This window comes from Micromonospora sp. II (assembly GCF_001709195.1).
Classification (GTDB): domain Bacteria; phylum Actinomycetota; class Actinomycetes; order Mycobacteriales; family Micromonosporaceae; genus Micromonospora; species Micromonospora chalcea.
Window position 1 is genome coordinate 50,438 of sequence record NZ_LYXF01000010.1, and the last position, 16,715, is coordinate 67,152.

A 16,715-nucleotide genomic window follows, 5' to 3' on the forward strand; every position below is an offset into this window, starting at 1 on the left:
TGCTACCGCCGGGCCGGCCCGCGAAGTGCCAGTTGTCCCGGCCCCGGTCGTGGTGGGAACGTGCGGGGATCCACCTCCGCTGAAGGGTGCGCCGATGACCTCCGACGACCTGCTGGCCCGGCACCGCGCCGTGCTCCCGTCCTGGATGCCGCTCTACTACGCCGAACCGCTGGAACTCGTCGCCGGGTCCGGTCGCCGGGTCACCGACGCGGCCGGCCGGACCTATCTGGACTTCTTCGGCGGCGTGCTGACCACGATGGTCGGCCACGACATCCCGGAGATCCGGGAGGCGGTCGAGCGGCAGCTGCGGACCGGGCTCGTGCACACCTCCACGCTCTACCTGATCCGCCGGCAGGTCGAGCTGGCCGAGAAGATCGCCCGGCTCTCCGGCATCCCGGACGCCCGCGTGTTCTTCACCAACTCCGGCACCGAGGCGAACGAGGCCGCGCTGCTGGTCGCCACGAACCACCGGCGCTCGCACCAGATCCTCGCGGTGCGCAACAGCTACCACGGCCGGTCGTACGCGACGATGGGCGTCACCGGCAACCGCGGCTGGTCGGCCAGCGCGCTGAACCCCTTGCAGGTGGCCTGGCTGCACTCGGGGGAGCGGCTGCGCGGGCTGCTGGCCCGGCTCGACGCCGCCGACCGGGTCGACGCGGCGGTCGAGGACCTGCGCGAGGTGCTCGCCACCCAGACCGCCGGCGAGGTGGCCTGCCTGATCGCCGAGCCGGTCCAGGGTGTCGGCGGCTTCGTGCACGGCCCGGACGGGCTCTTCGCCGCCTGGAAGAAGGTGCTCGACGAGCACGGCATCCTGCTGATCAGCGACGAGGTGCAGACCGGGTGGGGCCGTACCGGCGAGCACTTCTGGGGCTACCAGGCGCACGGCGTGACCCCGGACCTGCTCACCTTCGCCAAGGGCATCGGCAACGGCTTCGCGCTCGCCGGGGTGGTCGGCCGGGCCGAGGTGCTGGAGTCGGTGCCGGCGATCAGCTTCTCCACGTTCGGCGGCAACCCGGTCTCCACCGCGGCCGGCAACGCGGTGCTCGACTACCTGCTCGACCACGACCTCCAGGGCAACGCCGCCCGGGTCGGCGCGATCCTCGGCGACGGCCTGCGCGCGGCCACCGCCGGTCTGGACCGGGTCGCCGAGGTACGCGGCAAGGGCCTGATGCTCGCCGTCGAGTTCGTCCACCCGGGCACCGTCGAGCCGGACGCGGCGCTGACCACCCGCGTGTTCGAGGCGTGCCGGGCCGGCGGCCTGCTGGTGGGCAAGGGCGGCCTGTACGGCAACGTGATCCGGATGGGCCCGCCGCTGACGCTCACCGAGGACGAGGCCCGGGAGGGCCTGGCGATCCTGGTCGACGCGATCCGCGCCTCGATCGAGGCGTGACCATCAGCCCGGCCGGTCCCGTCCGGACCTGAGCAGCCGCAGCAGACCCGCCCCGGCCAGGTACGCCACCAGCGCCGGGGCGGGCAGGCCCAGCGGCTCCGGTCCCTCTTTGGGCGTGAGGCTGTTCAGCAGCAGGCCGACGAGCACGCCCGCGTACCCGGCGAGGGCCAGCCCGGCGCGCAGCCGCCGCCTCCCGACGCCGGCCGGGCCGGTCGCGGCCGGACGGCGGGTCCGGGCCTCGACCGGGCCGAAGACGGCGACCAGCACGGCCAGCACCGCGGCCAGCGCGAGCAGCCACGGTACGCGCCACGCCCACCAGGCCGCCGAGCCGACCGGGGGAGTGGGCAGCACGCCGAGCGCGTCCAGCAGGCCGACCAGCAGCACCGCGGCGGTCAGGTGCCAGAGGAACAGGGTGAGCACCACGGCGTTGACCGCGAGCACCGCCTGCCAGGGGCCGGACCGGCGCAGCCAGCGCCCGGCCGGGCGCCGCAGCAGCAGGATCAGGCCGAGCTGGGCGGCCGCGGCGGCCATCAGCGCCAGGCTCGGCGGCGCCGCGTTGTCCAGCCGCTCGCCGGGTACGTGGAGCATCGCCACCGGGTACGGTCCGGCCACCGTGAGCAGCACCAGCGCGACCAGGCCGCCGCCGAGCAGGACCGCGCCGGCCCGGCCGGACAGCGGCAGCCGGCGGCGGAACAGGCCACGCGGCGCGGCGTGTCCGGCGCGGGTGTCCGGCCGGGCGGCGTCGTACCAGGCGAACCCGACCTGGTGCACGGCCAGCCAGCCCAGCAGGTAGTTGCCGTCGGCGAGCACGGCCGGGCCGAGGAGCCGGCCGAGGTCGCCGAGCGCGACCAGCACCACGAGCGCCACCGGCACGGCGAGCCCGAACCGGCGGTGCAGCGCGTACATCGGCGGGGTCAGCGCCACCACCGCGACGTAGGCGACCAGGAACCACAGCGGGATGGTGGCGAACCAGATCACCTCGCGCACCTGCGCCGCGTCGGCGCCGCGCAGCGTGGCGATCCCCGCTCCCGCCGCCAGGACCAGCAGCAACACGGTGGTGGGGCGGATCAGCCGGGCGCTGCGGTCGACCAGCCAGCCCGTCGCCGAGCCGCCCCGGCGGCGGCGTGAGGTGAGCGAGGCGGCGTTGGCGTAGCCGCCGACCAGGAAGAACACCGGCATCACCTGGGCCACCCAGGTCAGCGGCCAGGCCCAGCGCAGGTCCGCCAGCGCGGAGTGGCCGGCGGGGCGGCCGTTGTCGTACCCGATCACCGTGACGCCCCAGTGGCCGAGCACGACCATGGTGATGGCCAGCGCCCGGAGCAGGTCGATGTAGCGCTCCCGCCCCGGCGGCGTGCGTTGCGCGAGCTGCCGCAGGCGGCGCATGAAGTCAGGCTAGGCCAGCGCGCCGCGACCGGTACGGATAACGGATCGGTCGAGAGGGGTTGTGGTCCCCGTCGCACTGTCGTAGAAATTCTTCAGTGGAAATGCCTTATGTGAAGACAAGCGACAGATCGTTCACCGGGCGTACCCGAACCGAGGAGATGCGATGAACAGGCGTGAGATCCTTCGGCGCAGCGCCGCCGCCGGCCTGCTGGCCACCCCTGCTGCCGGCCTGCTCGCCGGCTGCGCCACCTCCGGTGGCGGCGACGAGGGCGACGGCGGCGCGTACAAGGGCACGAAGAGCGAGCAGAACCCGCTCGGCGTGGCCGAGGACGCCCCGCTGGAGGTGGTGATCTTCAACGGCGGCTTCGGGGAGGACTACGCCAAGGCCCACGAGGCCATGTACAAGGAGCGGTACCCGAAGGCGGAGATCAAGCACTCGGCCACCGCGGAGATCAGCAAGACGCTCCAGCCCCGCTTCGTCGACGGCAGCCCGCCCGACGTGGTGAACAACTCCGGCGCCGGCCAGATCGACTTCAACGGCCTGGTCTCCCAGAACGCGCTCGCCGACCTGGGCGAGCTGCTCGCCGCCCCCAGCCTCGACACGCCCGGCAAGACGGTCAAGGACACGCTGCTGCCCGGCACCGTGGAGGTGGGCTCCTACGACGGCCGGTTCCTGGTCCTCAACTACACCTACACGGTGTACGGCATCTGGCACTCCACCAAGCTGTTCGCCGACCGTGGCTGGGAGGACGCCAAGACCTGGGACGACCACATCGCGCTCTGCCGCCGGATCAAGGCCGCCGGCATCGCCCCCTGGACGTACGCCGGTGTGCACCCCCGCTACATGAGCTGGCCGCTGATCTCCACCGCGATCAAGTTCGGCGGCCCGTCCGTGGCGCTGGCCATCGACAACCTGGAGCCGAACGCCTGGAAGTCGGACGCGATGAAGACCGCCGCCGACGCCTGGCACCAGATCGTCAAGGACAAGTTCATCCTCGCCGGCTCCCCGGGCCTGGACCACAAGCAGTCGCAGACCGCCTGGTGCCAGGGCAAGGCCGCGTTCATCTCCTGCGGCTCCTGGCTGGAGAGCGAGCAGAAGGACGTCACCCCGCCCGGCTTCAACATGACGGTCGCGCCCACGCCGAGCCTGGGCAGCGGCGACAAGCTGCCGTACGAGGCGATCCGCGGCACCGCGGGCGAGCCGTTCATGGTGCCGGCGAAGGCGAAGAACGTAGCCGGTGGCCTGGAGTACTTCCGGACCATGCTGTCCCGCAAGGGCGCGCAGGACTTCACCAAGAAGGTCGCCAGCCTGCCCGTGGTCGCCGGCGCCACCGAGGGCGTCGACCTGCCGTACGGGCTCAGCACCGTGGTCAAGGCGCTCGACGCGTCCGGGTCCAACGGCTTCAACTGGGTCTACAACAACTACTACCGCAAGCTGGAGCGCAACCTCGTCGACGCGGCCTGCGGCGAGTTCTTCAGCGGCCGGATCGGCCCGGCCGAGTTCCTCGACCAGTGCCAGAAGGGCGCCGACTCGATCGCCGGAGACAGCTCGGTCAAGAAGTACAAGCGGTCCGCGTGATGCGACAGGGTCGCCTCCCCCTGATCCTCACGTTCCTGCTGCCCCCGCTGGCGCTGTACGGCATCTTCGTGCTCTCGCCGTACCTCCAGGCTTTTCAGATCTCCACCACCGACTGGATGGGCTACTCCGCGCAGGCCGACCCGGTCGGCATGGCGAACTTCCGCACGCTGCTGAACGACGGGTACGTGTGGAACGCCCTGAAGAACAACGCGATCCTGCTCGCCGTGGTGCCGGTGGTGACGATCGGGCTGGGCCTGTTCTTCGCCAGCATGCTCACCATGGGCGGCCGCCGGGGCCGGGCCGGGGTGACCGGGGTGCGGGGCACCTCGGTCTACCGGCTCGTCTACTTCTTCCCGCAGGTGCTCTCCGTGGTGATCATCGCGCTGCTCTGGAAGGAGATCTACAGTCCGACGAGTGGCCTGCTCAACGGCGCCCTGCGCGCCGTCGGGCTGGCCACCCCGGCCTGGCTCGGCGACCCGCGCTTCGCGTTCTGGTGCGTGCTGGCGGTGATGGTGTGGAGCAACGTCGGCTTCTACGTGGTGCTCTTCGGCGCCGCCATGCAGGCCATCCCGCGTGACATCTACGAGGCGGTGCTGCTCGACGGCGCGTCCCGCACCACGATGCTGCGGAAGATCACCATTCCGCTGCTCTGGGACACCATTCAGGTCGCCTGGATCTACCTGGCCATCGCGGCGCTGGACGGCTTCATCCTGGTCCAGCTCATGACCAACGGCGGGCCGAACTTCTCCTCCGACGTGATCGGGCTGCGGATGTACGACACGTCGTTCGGCAGCGAGAACAAGTTCGGGTACGCCTCGGCGATCGGTGTGGCGATGTTCTTCCTGACCCTCTCGGTGGCGGTGCTGGCGCTGCGCACCGCCCGGCGCGATCGGATCGAGTACTCGTGACCACCGTGGACACCGGCGCCCCGGCCGCCGAGGCGACCCGCGCGGCGACCCCGGCCGACCGTCCGCCCCGGCGTGAGCTGGGCGTGGCGAACGTCTTCTCGCACGGCTTCCTCATGCTCTGGGCGGCCATGACGGTGCTGCCGCTGGCCTGGATGGTGCTCAGCTCGCTGAAGAGCAACGGCGAGATCATCGCCGAGCCGTGGGGGCTGCCCGAGGCGCTGCGCTTCGACAACTGGGCGCGGGCCTGGAGCACCGCGCACATCGGCCGGTTCTTCTTCAACAGCCTGGTGGTGGTGTCCGGCTCGCTGAGTCTGACCATGCTGCTCGGCGCCACCGCCGCGTACGTCTTCGCGCGCTACGAGTTCCGCGGCCGGCAGGTGGTCTACTACCTGTTCGTCGGCGGCATGATGTTCCCGGTGTTCCTGGCCCTGGTGCCGCTGTTCTTCGTGGTCCGCAGCGTCGGCCTGCTCGGCACCTGGCCCGGCCTGATCCTGGTCTACACCGCCTACTCGCTGCCGTTCACGGTGTTCTTCCTGACCGCGTTCTTCCGGACGCTGCCGACCTCGGTGGCGGAGGCCGCGCTGATCGACGGGTGCGGGCACTTCCGGCTGTTCTTCCGGGTGATGCTGCCGATGGCGCGACCGGGACTGATCAGTGTCGGGATCTTCAACTTCCTGAGCCACTGGAACCAGTTCCTGCTGCCCCAGGTGCTCATCCCCGGCGACGGGCAGGACCGGATGCTCGCCCAGGGCCTGAGTTCGCTCGCGGTCAGCCAGGGCTACGCCGGTGACTACGCCCAGTTGTTCGCCGGCCTGACCATCGCGGTGCTGCCGGTCCTCGTGGTGTACGTGGCGTTCCAGCGTCAGGTCCAGTCCGGACTGACCGCGGGGCAGCTCAAGTGAGGTGGTTGCCACAGGCAACGGGGCAGTGGGGAAGATCGAACTGACCTAGGGTGGGCCGGCACGCTCATCTATCGACAGGAATCTCATGTTCTTCCTCATCTACACGCTGTTGCTGCTGCTCGGCGGCATCGCGATGGTCGCGGTAGGCGTGGCCGTCAAGGAACAGGGGACCGGCTCCCGCATCCTCAACGTAGTCGTCGGCCTGGCCTTCTTCGGGTACGGCTTCTACCTGCTGTTCCTCTTCGACGGCGACAGCTACCGGATCTTCTTCTACGTCTTCGTCCTGCCGATCCTGCTGATCGTGCGCGCGGTGAAGGCGCGCAAGGAGGCACGCGAGCAGGCGGCGGCACAGCAGTTCGCGGGCGCGCCGCAGCAGCCGGGGATGTACCCGGCGGGACAGGGCCAGCCCGCGCCGTACGGCGCGCCGCAGGGTCAGCCGGCGCCGTACGGCGCGCCGCCGCAGGGGTATCCCGGTCAGGCGCCGCAGCAGCACGCGGCGTACCCGCCGCACGCCGGGCAGCCGGCGCCGCAGGGCTGGCAGCCGGGGCAGCCGGGCGGTCCGAACGCCTGAGCGGGTGACGGAGGCCGGTCGGCAGATCCCGGCCGGCCTTCGTTCCGCTTGACCGGTAGGAAATTTCCTACCTATGCTGGCGGGCATGTCCGTCACTCACGCGCAGATCGTCTCCGTCCCCGTCGGCGACCAGGACCGGGCCCGCGACTTCTACGTCGACGTCCTCGGCTTCGACCTGGTCCGGGACAACCCGATGCCGGACGGCCGCTGGGTCCAGGTGGCGCCCCGGGGCGCGGTGACCACGCTGACGCTCGTCACCTGGTTCGACAGCATGCCGGCCGGCTCGCTGCGCGGGCTGGTGCTGGAGAGCGACGACCTCGACGCGGACGTGGCCCGGCTGCGCGAGCGGGGGGTGGCGTTCGCCGAGGACAGCGTCCAGGTCGTGCCCTGGGGGCGCTATGTCACCTTCGCCGACCCGGACGGCAACGGGCTCGTCCTGCAGGAGACCCGTGTCTGAGCCGGACGTGTTCGCGGCGCTGGCCAACCCGACCCGGCGGGAGGTGCTGCGGCTGCTCCGCGACGAGGGGGAGCAGCCGGTGCAGCGGCTCGCCGACCGCTTCGAGATGCGGCGTCCCAGCCTGTCGGAGCACCTGCGGGTGCTCAAGGACGCCGGGCTGGTGACCGAGCGGCCCGTCGGCCGGCAGCGGGTCTACGCGCTGCGCCCCGAGCCGCTGCGGGAGGTGGCCGACTGGCTCACCCCGTACGAGCGGTTCTGGCGGCAGCGGCTGGCCGGCCTGGGCGACGTGCTGGACGCGATGCCGGATGAGTGAGCCGACCCGCATCGCGGTGGACCAGTTCCTGCCGCACCCGCCCGCCAAGGTGTGGCGCGCGCTGACCGATTCCGATCTGATCGGACGCTGGCTCATGCCGAACGACTTCCGGCCCGTACGCGGGCACCGGTTCACGTTCCGGACCGACGCGCGACCCGGCCAGCGGTTCGACGGGACGGTCCACTGCGAGGTGCTGGAACTGGACGAGCCGCGCCGGATGCGGTGGGCCTGGCGCGGCGGCACGCTCGACACGGTGGTCACCTGGACGCTTGTGCCCGAGGGGCGGGGCACCCGGCTGTTCCTGGAGCACGCCGGGTTCGATCCGGACGATCCGCTTCAGCGGCGTACCTTCACGCTGCTCGACGGCGGCTGGCGTACCCACGTCTGGGCGCGCCTCGCCGCCGCGCTGGCCGCGCTGCCCTGACCCGCCGCAGTGCGGGTCAGGCGGGTGGGGGCACGAGGCGGGCGTGCAGCGCCGCCGGGTCGGTCACCTCGGGCAGGTCCCGGGCGGCGAGCCAGGCCGCGGCGGCGGCCCCGTCCCCGGCGCTGAGCAGCGGCGCGTCCGGCCAGCGGCCGGCCAGCTCCGCGCGTACCGCGCCGGCCAGCGGGGTGTCGCCGGTGAGCAGCCCGCCGCCGAGCACCACGGGGTCGGCCGCTCCCGGCGGGCGGATCCGGGACACGCTCTGCGCCAGCGCCGCGGCGGCCTCGGCGATCAGCGCGACCGCCGTGGGCTCCCCGTCGCGGGCCGACGACACCACGAGCGGCGCGAGCCGGGCCAGCTCCACCGGCGGTCGCCGGGTCACCGCCTGCACCACGGCGTCGACCGTCGCACGGGGGCGGTCGTCCACAGCGGTCGCGCCGGTCAGCTCCGCAAGCACCCGTCGGCCCAGGTCGCCGGGGGCTTGTGCGCGGTCCAGACCGGTCAGCAGCCGGCGGACCGCCTCGCGGCCGAGCCAGAACCCCGAGCCGGCGTCGCCGAGCAGCCAGCCGTGGCCGTCGGCGACACGGTCCAGCCGCAGGTCGCGTACCTGGGCGGCGATCGCGCCGGTGCCGGCGATGAGCACAGTGCCGTCCGGGGCGGCGGTGCCGGAGGCGTAGGCGACCAGCGCGTCGCCGTGCACCGCGTACGGGCAGCGCAGTCCCGCCTCGGCCCAGGCGCTGTCGAACGCGTCGCGGCCGTTCGGGTCGGCCAGGAGGCGGCCGGCCCCGGCGAGGCCGATGACGCCGGCGCGTACCCGGGTCGGGTCGATGCCGGCGAGCGCCGCGCGCAGGGCGGCGAGCAGCTCGGCGGCGGCCCGGTCGGCGCCGTGACTGGTCGGGTTGCCGCCGCCGGCCCGGCCTTCGCCCAGGCGGGCGCCGTCGAGGCTGAGCGCTGCCGCGCGGGTCGACGTACCCCCGACGTCGAGGCCGACCACGACGGTGTCCGACATGGTCCCCATGCTGGTCGGCCGCGTCGCCGGACGCAAGATCGCGGTCGTGCGCCAGGTAACAGTTTGAAAACTTCGCCCACGGCCTTGACACGGAGGGGCCTTCAGTAAGAACTTTTACCACTAACAGTTAACACTCTTTTCCGAAAGGCGCCCGCCGATGGTCGAGCACGAGGTGGAGACTTCCGCGGCGACCGCGGTGGTCGATGCCGGTCCGGCCGACCGGCTGGGCGCCGACGGTGTGCTGGCCCGGGTCCGGGCCGGCGCGGGGGAGTTGACCGGCGCGCTGCGCCGGGTCGCCGAGCACGTGCTCAGCGACCCGGAGGCGGCGGCCCGGGCCACCATCGTCGAACTGGCCGAGCGCAGCGGCACGTCACCGGCGACCATCACCCGGTTCTGCCGGGCGATGGGCTTCGAGGGGTACGCCGACCTGCGGCTCGGCATCGCCGCCGAGACCGGACGGGCCCGTTCCGCCGGCTGGACCGTCGACATCGGACGCGAGATCCAGCCCGGCGACCCGCTGTCCCGGGTGCTCGACCAGATCATGGCCGCCGACACGCGGGCCATGCACGACACCGCCGCGCTGCTGGACCTGGCCGAGGTGGAACGGGCTGCGGTCGCCATCGCCGGGGCCAGCCGGGTGAACATCTTCGGGGCCAGCGGCAGCGCGCTGGTCGGCGAGGAGATGCAGTTCAGCCTGCACCGCATCGGGGTCGCGGCGTGGGCCTGGAACGACGTGCACGAGGGGCTGGCCAGTGCCGCGCTGCTGGGCGCCGGGGACGTCGCGCTCGGCATCTCGCACACCGGGCAGACCCGGGAGACGATCGAGCTGCTCGCCGAGGCCGGCAGCCGCGGCGCGACCACAGTCGCGCTGACCGGCTTCCCCCGCTCGCCGCTGGCCGAGCTGGCCGACATCGTGCTGGTCACCGCCAGTCAGGCGACCACGTTCCGGCCGGACGCGCTCTCCGCCCGGCATCCCCAGCTCGTCGTGCTCGACCTGCTCTACATCGCGGTGGCGCAGCGTACCCACGACCGCGCCCACGCGGCCTTCCGGCGTACCGCCCAGGCCGTCGACGGGCACAAGGCCGCGAAGGGGTCCCTCTCATGATCAGTGCCCAACGGTACGCCGACGCGGTCCGCCCGGTGCTCGACCGGCTGGTCGACACCCAGGCGGTCGCGGTCGACCGGGCGGCCGACCTGATCGCCTCCGGCCTGCGCGCCGGCGGCGTCCTCCAGGCGTTCGGCGCCGGTCACTCCGAGGCGTTCGCCGCCGAACTGGTCGCCCGGGCCGGCGGCCTGGTCCCCGCCAACCGGCTCTCCCTGCACGACCTCGTGCTGCACGGCGACGCGCCCCGCGACGTGCTCGCCGATCCGAAACTGGAACGCGACCCGGCCGTGGCGCACCAGCTCTACGCGCTGGCGGCGCCGCAGCCGGAGGACGTGTTCGTGGTCGCCTCGCAGTCCGGCATCAACGGCTCGGTGGTCGAGCTGGCGACGCTCGTCAAGCGCGGCGGCCACCAGCTGATCGCTGTCACCTCGGTCGAGCACACCGCCCGGGTAGCTCCTCGGCACCCGTCCGGGCACCGGCTCGCCGACCTCGCCGACGTCGTGCTGGACAACGGCGCGCCGTACGGCGACGCACTGCTGCCGCTCGAGGGCGGCGGCGCGGTCTGTGCGGTCTCCTCGGTCACCGCGGCGCTGCTGGCGCAGCTGCTGACCGCCGAGGTCGTACGACGGTTCCACCAGGCCGGAGAGGTACCCCCTGTCTACCTCTCCGCCAACGTCCCCGGTGGGGACGAGCACAACCTCGCCCTCGAGTCGCGGTACGCCGGGCGCCTCCGGCGGACCGCCTGACCCGACACCACAAGGAGAGACAAGATGTCGGTTACTCCCGAGAAGTTCGGCGACGTCAGCCGTCGGACCCTGCTGCAGCGTGCCGCGGCGGCCGGTCTGCTGGCCGTACCGGCGGCGGGTCTGCTGAGCGCGTGCGCCGGCAGCGAGCCGAGCAAGTCCGACGGCGGCGGCGCGGCCAAGAGCAAGGACAACCCGTTCGGCGTCAAGGACGGCAGCGCGGTCAAGGTGGTGGTCTTCAACGGCGGCCTGGGCGACCAGTGGGCCAAGGAAGACAAGGTCATCTTCAACGCCAAGCACCCGAACATCACGGTCAACATGTCTTCCACCCAGAAGATCAAGACCGAAGAGCAGCCCAAGATGGCGACGCAGCCGAGCGACCTGGTGATGAACTCGGGCGCCGACATGATGGACCGCAGCACGCTGATCAACGAGGGCGCGATCGAGCCGCTGGACGACCTGCTCACCGCGCCGGCCTGGGACAGCGAGGGGACCGTCGCCGACAGCCTGCTGCCCGGCACGGTCGCCGACGGTACGCAGAACGGCAAGTTCTACGTCGTCAACGTGGCGTACACGGTCTGGGGCAACTGGTACAACGCCGCCCTGTTCAAGAAGGAGGGCTGGACGGCGCCGACCACCTGGGACGAGTTCTTCGCGCTCGCGCCGAAGATCAAGGCCAAGGGCATGGCGCCGTACGTGCACGACGCGGTGCACGGCTACTACCCGCGCTGGGCGCTGTTCGCCAGCATCTGGAAGGCGGTCGGCAAGCAGGCAGTCGTCGACATCGACAACCTGAAGGACGGCGCCTGGAAGGCCGACGGCATCGTCGCGGCGCTGGAGCCGTGGGAGAAGCTGGTCAAGGACAAGCTGCTGCTGCCGGGCAAGCTCGACCACACCCAGTCGCAGCAGGCGTTCCTGGACGGCAAGGCGGCCTTCATCCAGGTCGGCACCTGGCTGAAGAACGAGATGGCCGCGACCATCCCGCCGGGCTTCGAGATGACCATCTCCGACTACTGGAGCAAGAGCGGGGACAAGGCCGCCAAGGACGTCTTCGCCTCCTCCGGCGAGGGCTTCGTGGTGCCGAGCAAGGCGCCGAACAAGGAGGCCGCGAAGGAGTTCCTGCGGGCCATCCTCTCCAAGGCCGGCTCGGCGAAGTTCGCCGAGCTGACCAAGTCGCTGGCCTCCACCAAGGGCTCCGGCGACAACGTCCAGGACACCGCGCTGGCGTCGGCGAACTCGCTGATGAAGAACGGCAGCTCGGACCTGATCTCGGTGAAGTTCCCGGACTTCTACGCCGACCTGGACAAGGAGAGCCAGAACCTCTCCGAGGAGCTGATGGCCGGCCGCCTGACCGCGCAGCAGTTCGTCGACAAGATGCAGGCGGCCGCCGACAAGGTCGCCAAGGACTCGTCGATCAAGAAGCAGACCCGCACCGCCTGATCACCGCGAGGAAGTGAGTCCAATGCGGCACGGAGTCGCGCGTTTCGTCACGGGCTTCCTGGCCCTGCCCGTCACGCTGTACCTGTTCTACGTGGTGTGGCCGTTCGCCCAGGCGGCGGGATACTCGCTGACCGACTGGGGCGGGTACTCCGATTCCCAGCGCTTCGTCGGGCTGGACAACTACGTCCGGCTGTTCTCCGACGAGCTGATCCGGAAGGCGTTCTGGCACAACGTGTTCTTCCTGGTCACCGTGCCGCTGTTCACGATCGCGCTGGCCCTGTTCCTCGCGTTCCTGCTCAACGTGGGCGGACGCGAGGACAGGGCCGGCATCCGCGGAGTCTTCGGCTCCGGGATCTACAAGGTCATCTTCTTCTTCCCGCAGGTGCTGTCGCTGGTGGTCATCGCCGTCATGTGGCAGCAGATCTACCGCACCGACGGGCAGGGTCTGATCAACGGCCTGCTCATCAAGATCGGGCTGGTCGACGCGGACAACCCGATCGCCTTCACCGCCGACCCGGAGCCGTTCCTCGGCGTGCCGGCGGTGCTCTGGTGGCTGCTGTTCATCGCGGTGTGGAGCGGCGCCGGCTTCTACATGGTGCTGTTCTCCGCCGCGATGCAGTCGATCCCGAAGGACATCTACGAGGCCGCCATCCTCGACGGCGCCGGCCGGTTCCACACGTTCTTCAAGGTGACGCTGCCGCTGCTGCGGGACAGCATCTCGGTCGCCTGGGTCTATCTGGGTTTCATCGCGCTGGACATGTACGCGCTGGTCTTCGTCATGACGCCGAGCCAGGGCGGACCGAACCACGCCAGCGAGATCTTCGCCTCGGTGATCCAGTTCAACGCCTTCCAGAAGGGCCAGTTCGGTTACGCCTGCGCGATCGCCGTCGCGCTGGCCATCTTCACCATCCTGCTGGCCGCGCTCCAGCTGAGGATCACCCGCCGTGAGCGGATCGAGTTCTGAGGAGGTCTGGACGATGAGTACGGTGACGCACCCCTCCGGTCCGGCCCGGTCCGACACGGCGCCGCCGGCCCGCCCGCCCGCGGCCCGGCGGGACGTCGGCAACGGCTTCGGCGGCCGGATCTTCAACGGCTTCTCGCACCTGTTCCTCGCGGTCTGGGCGATCATGGTGGTCTACCCGCTGCTGTGGGTGGTGATGTCGGCGCTCAAGACCGACTCCGAGGTGATCCGCGAACCGCTGTCGCTGATCCCCGACGCGCTGCAGTGGGACAACTTCGCCCGGGCCTGGACCGCCGGGATCGACAGCTTCTTCCTGAACACGCTGCTCGTGCTCGTGTTCAGCGTGACGCTGACGATGCTGCTCGGCTCGATGGCCGCGTACGCCCTGGCGCGCTACGAGTTCCGCGGCAACCGGCTGATCTACTGGATGTTCCTGTCCGGGCTGACGCTGCCGATCTACCTGGCCGCGGTACCGCTGTTCAAGGGCGTCTACAACACCGGGGTGAGTCTTCCGCTGCTCGGCCCGAACAAGCACCTCATGCTGATCCTGGTCTACGTGGCCTGGTCGCTGTCGTTCACGATCTTCTTCATGCACTCGTTCTTCCGGACGCTGCCCGACTCGATCGCCGAGGCGGCCCAGGTCGACGGGGCGTCGCACACCCGCACCTTCTTCAGCGTGATGCTGCCGATGGCCAAGCCGGGCCTGATCAGCATCGGCATCTTCAACGTGCTCGGCCAGTGGAACCAGTGGTACCTGCCGACGCTGCTCATGCAGTCGGTCTCCGGCGAGCCGAAGAACCAGGTGATCGCCCAGGGGCTGATCGAGCTGTCGGTCAACCAGGGCTACAAGTCGGACTGGAGCGGACTCTTCGCCGGTGTCACCATGGCGATGCTGCCGGTGCTGATCGTGTACATCGTCTTCCAGCGCCAGGTGCAGTCCGGCCTCACCGCCGGCGTCGGCAAGTAGCCCTCCGGACGCAAGGAAGGGCCCCTTATTAACGCTCAGCGTTAATAAGGGGCCCTTCCTCTACCGCAGGCGTTAAGAGGGGGCCCTTCCTTACACGCGGAGCGTGTCGGGGGGAGGGGGCAGAATGCGTCCGTGCTGATGGCGGTGGTGGCGGACGAGCGGGGCGGCGGCGTGCTGCAACCGCTGCACGCCGACGGCACCCCGGCCGGCCCGGCCGAGGAGGTCACCGACCTGGCCGCCGCGGTGGCCGCCCGCGAGGCCGCCGGGCACCCCCGCTGGCTCTGGGCCGCCTGGGCGGGCGTCTACCCGGCGCTGCTGCGCGCCGGGGTCCGGCTCGACCGCTGCCACGACGTCGAGCTGACCGAGGCGCTGCTGCTCGGGCACGCCGGCCGTTGGGGCGAGCCCCGCGCGCTGCCGGCCGCCTGGGCCCGGCTGACCGGCGCGCCGGTCCCGCCGGACCCGGCGCCCCGCCCGCCCGAGCCGCCGGGCCAGGCCCAGGCCGCGCTCTTCGAGCCGCCGTCGGGCCCGCCCGGTCCGGGCGTCACGGCGTTGACCCGGGTGTACGCCGACCAGCTCGCCCGGATCGCCGCGACCACCCATCCCGGCCGGTTCCGGCTGCTGGTGGCCGCCGAGTCGGCGGGCGCGCTGGTGGCCGCCGAGATGGGCGCGGCCGGTCTGCCGTGGCGCGTCGACGTGCACGACGCGATCCTGGCCGACCTGCTCGGTGAGGCGTCACCGGTCGGCGGGCCGCCGCGTCGGCTGGCCGAGTTGCAGGCCCGGATCGCCGACGCGTTCGGCGTACGCCAGGTGCACGCCGACTCGCCGGCGGAGCTGTTGCGGGCGTTCGCCCGCGCGGGCGTGGACCTGCCGAACACGCGGGCCTGGGTGCTGCGCGGGGTGGAGCATCCGGCGGCGCCGCTGGTCCTGGAGTACAAGGAGCTGTACCGGATCTGGACGGCGCACGGCTGGGCCTGGCGCGACGCCTGGGTCGCCGGCGGCCGGTTCCACCCGGAGTACGTGCCGGGCGGCGTGGTCTCCGGCCGGTGGGCGACCCGGGGCGGTGGGGCGTTGCAGATCCCGAAGGTGATCCGGCAGGCAGTGGTGGCGGACCCGGGCTGGACGTTCGTGGTCGCCGACGCGGGCCAGCTCGAACCGCGCGTGCTCGCGGCGGTCTCCGGTGATGAGCGGCTCGCCGCGGCGGGTGGGGCCGGTGACCTGTATGCCGCGCTGGCCCGGGACGCGTTCGCCGGTGACCGGGCGAGGGCCAAGGTGGCCCTGCTCGGGGCGATGTACGGGCAGACCGGCGGCGCGGCGGCGCCGGCGCTGGCGGTGTTGCGGAAGAACTATCCGACCGCGTTCGGCTACGTGGAGGCGGCGGCGCGCACCGGTGAGGCGGGTGGGCTGGTCCGGTCCTGGTTGGGGCGTACCTGCCCGCCGGGGTCGGCGGGGTTCGCCGAGGGTGAGGAGGTGCTGCCCGACGGCGAGGCCGACCCGCACAGCCCGTCGGCCCGGGCGGCCCGGTCGCGTGGGCGCTTCACCCGCAATTTCGTCATCCAGGCGACTGCCGCCGAGTGGGCCTCCACGCTGCTGGCGACGCTGCGCACCGAGCTGGCGGGCACGGAGGCGGAGCTGGTGTTCTTCCAGCACGACGAGGTGGTGGTGCACTGCCCGGCCGGGCGGGCGGCTGCGGTCGCGGAGGCGGTCACCGCGGCCGGCGCGCGGGCCACGCGGCTGCTGTTCGGCGACACTCCGGTCCGGTTCCCGCTCGACACGTCCACTGTCGACTGCTACGCAGACGCGGCATAGTCACGCAAATTTCCGTTTTGCCCCGCTACCCGCATCCGGTCGTGCTCGTTGGGCCCGGTGTGCGTACGACGGGACGGACCGGGCGGCTGTGCCCGGTCCGTCCCCTGATCGAGGGGGCACCGCTGAACCGGATCGCTGCAATGATCATCGCCGCCGGAGGCGGCCGCCGCATCGGCGGACCCGAAGCGCTGCTGCACCAGGGCGAGAAGCCGCTGGTCAGCCAGATGATCGACACGATGGCCGAGGCGGGCTGCGCACAGGTCGTGGTCGTCCTGGGCGCGGCGGCCGAGCAGGTGCGTCAGACCACCGACCTGACCGGCGCCACGGTCGTGGTCAACCGCGCGTGGGGCACCGGCGTGGGCTCCTCGATCCGGGCCGGGCTCGCCGCGCTCACCGACGACGACATCGAGGCCGTCGTCGTGGTGCCGGTGGACATGCCCGGGCTCACCGCGGCGGCGGTCCGCCGGGTGACCGCGCTGCCGTACCCGGACGTGCTGGTCTGCGCCACCTATGACGGGCTGCGCGGTTACCCGATGTTGTTCGGCCGCCGCCACTGGTCCGGCATCGCCACGCTCGCCAGCGCCGACGTCGGCGCCCGGCCGTACCTGCTGGCGCACAAGGACCAGATCGTCGACATCGCCTGCGACTCGGTGGCCGACGGCAGCCGGATCGACAGCCCGGAACTGATGGCGCTGTACGGCCTGTCCATCCCCGAACAGCGCGTCGGCGCCTGAGGCGCGCCCGCCTGTCGGACCCGGGT

Annotated in this window: 17 protein-coding genes; 15 read left to right on the forward strand and 2 right to left on the reverse strand. The window is 71.8% G+C overall.

Annotated features, from left to right (window positions below):
- Positions 1-94 precede the first annotated feature (94 nt).
- Positions 95-1,390: an aspartate aminotransferase family protein gene (locus tag A8711_RS06570; RefSeq protein ID WP_069087724.1), complete on the forward strand. Its 1,296-nt coding sequence runs from the start codon at positions 95-97 to the stop codon at positions 1,388-1,390.
- 3 nt (positions 1,391-1,393) lie between these two features.
- On the opposite strand, the gene A8711_RS06575 is transcribed toward A8711_RS06570, so the two are convergent.
- Positions 1,394-2,773: an acyltransferase gene (locus A8711_RS06575; protein WP_069087725.1), complete on the reverse strand. Its 1,380-nt coding sequence runs from the start codon at positions 2,771-2,773 to the stop codon at positions 1,394-1,396.
- Positions 2,774-2,936: 163 nt separating this feature from the next.
- Between A8711_RS06575 and ngcE (A8711_RS06580) the strand changes: the two genes are divergently transcribed.
- The 7 genes from ngcE (A8711_RS06580) (at position 2,937) to A8711_RS06610 (ending at position 7,927) form a co-directional block, all read left to right on the forward strand.
- Positions 2,937-4,352: an N-acetylglucosamine/diacetylchitobiose ABC transporter substrate-binding protein gene (gene ngcE / locus A8711_RS06580; RefSeq protein ID WP_069087726.1), complete on the forward strand. Its 1,416-nt coding sequence runs from the start codon at positions 2,937-2,939 to the stop codon at positions 4,350-4,352.
- The gene (locus A8711_RS06585) at positions 4,352-5,260 is read left to right on the forward strand and encodes a carbohydrate ABC transporter permease (protein WP_030500326.1); all 909 of its coding nucleotides are present in this window, start codon (positions 4,352-4,354) and stop codon (positions 5,258-5,260) included. Before ngcE (A8711_RS06580) ends, A8711_RS06585 begins: the two co-directional genes overlap by 1 nt.
- Entirely contained in the window at positions 5,257-6,162 is a 906-nt protein-coding gene (locus A8711_RS06590; protein WP_069087727.1) for a carbohydrate ABC transporter permease, read from the forward strand. Before A8711_RS06585 ends, A8711_RS06590 begins: the two co-directional genes overlap by 4 nt.
- An 85-nt stretch (positions 6,163-6,247) precedes the next feature.
- Entirely contained in the window at positions 6,248-6,733 is a 486-nt protein-coding gene (locus A8711_RS06595; protein ID WP_064445368.1) for a hypothetical protein, read from the forward strand.
- Between the two features lie 85 nt (positions 6,734-6,818).
- Complete coding sequence (locus A8711_RS06600; RefSeq protein ID WP_043331143.1) at positions 6,819-7,190, forward strand: VOC family protein; 372 nt, start codon at positions 6,819-6,821, stop codon at positions 7,188-7,190.
- Positions 7,183-7,503 carry a helix-turn-helix transcriptional regulator gene (locus A8711_RS06605; protein ID WP_030500330.1) on the forward strand — a complete coding sequence of 107 codons (321 nt, stop codon included), beginning with the start codon at positions 7,183-7,185 and terminating at the stop codon, positions 7,501-7,503. The genes A8711_RS06600 and A8711_RS06605 overlap by 8 nt, the downstream gene beginning before the upstream one ends.
- Positions 7,496-7,927, forward strand: coding sequence for an SRPBCC domain-containing protein (locus tag A8711_RS06610; RefSeq protein ID WP_043329759.1), 432 nt, complete (start codon positions 7,496-7,498; stop codon positions 7,925-7,927). The genes A8711_RS06605 and A8711_RS06610 overlap by 8 nt, the downstream gene beginning before the upstream one ends.
- A 16-nt stretch (positions 7,928-7,943) precedes the next feature.
- On the opposite strand, the gene A8711_RS06615 is transcribed toward A8711_RS06610, so the two are convergent.
- The gene (locus A8711_RS06615) at positions 7,944-8,933 is read right to left on the reverse strand and encodes an N-acetylglucosamine kinase (RefSeq protein WP_069087758.1); all 990 of its coding nucleotides are present in this window, start codon (positions 8,931-8,933) and stop codon (positions 7,944-7,946) included.
- Between the two features lie 157 nt (positions 8,934-9,090).
- Between A8711_RS06615 and A8711_RS06620 the strand changes: the two genes are divergently transcribed.
- From A8711_RS06620 to A8711_RS06650, 7 genes are all read left to right on the forward strand, one after another.
- The gene (locus tag A8711_RS06620) at positions 9,091-10,038 is read left to right on the forward strand and encodes a MurR/RpiR family transcriptional regulator (RefSeq protein ID WP_043329763.1); all 948 of its coding nucleotides are present in this window, start codon (positions 9,091-9,093) and stop codon (positions 10,036-10,038) included.
- Positions 10,035-10,784, forward strand: coding sequence for a sugar isomerase domain-containing protein (locus A8711_RS06625; protein WP_030500334.1), 750 nt, complete (start codon positions 10,035-10,037; stop codon positions 10,782-10,784). The genes A8711_RS06620 and A8711_RS06625 overlap by 4 nt, the downstream gene beginning before the upstream one ends.
- Before the next feature lie 24 nt (positions 10,785-10,808).
- Positions 10,809-12,221: an N-acetylglucosamine/diacetylchitobiose ABC transporter substrate-binding protein gene (gene ngcE, locus A8711_RS06630; RefSeq protein ID WP_043329765.1), complete on the forward strand. Its 1,413-nt coding sequence runs from the start codon at positions 10,809-10,811 to the stop codon at positions 12,219-12,221.
- Positions 12,222-12,243: 22 nt separating this feature from the next.
- Complete coding sequence (locus A8711_RS06635) at positions 12,244-13,185, forward strand: carbohydrate ABC transporter permease (RefSeq protein WP_069087728.1); 942 nt, start codon at positions 12,244-12,246, stop codon at positions 13,183-13,185.
- 13 nt (positions 13,186-13,198) lie between these two features.
- Entirely contained in the window at positions 13,199-14,149 is a 951-nt protein-coding gene (locus tag A8711_RS06640) for a carbohydrate ABC transporter permease (protein ID WP_043329769.1), read from the forward strand.
- A gap of 138 nt (positions 14,150-14,287) precedes the next feature.
- The gene (locus A8711_RS06645) at positions 14,288-15,955 is read left to right on the forward strand and encodes a bifunctional 3'-5' exonuclease/DNA polymerase (RefSeq protein ID WP_255365603.1); all 1,668 of its coding nucleotides are present in this window, start codon (positions 14,288-14,290) and stop codon (positions 15,953-15,955) included.
- Between the two features lie 140 nt (positions 15,956-16,095).
- Entirely contained in the window at positions 16,096-16,689 is a 594-nt protein-coding gene (locus tag A8711_RS06650; protein WP_030500339.1) for an NTP transferase domain-containing protein, read from the forward strand.
- Positions 16,690-16,715: the final 26 nt, after the last annotated feature.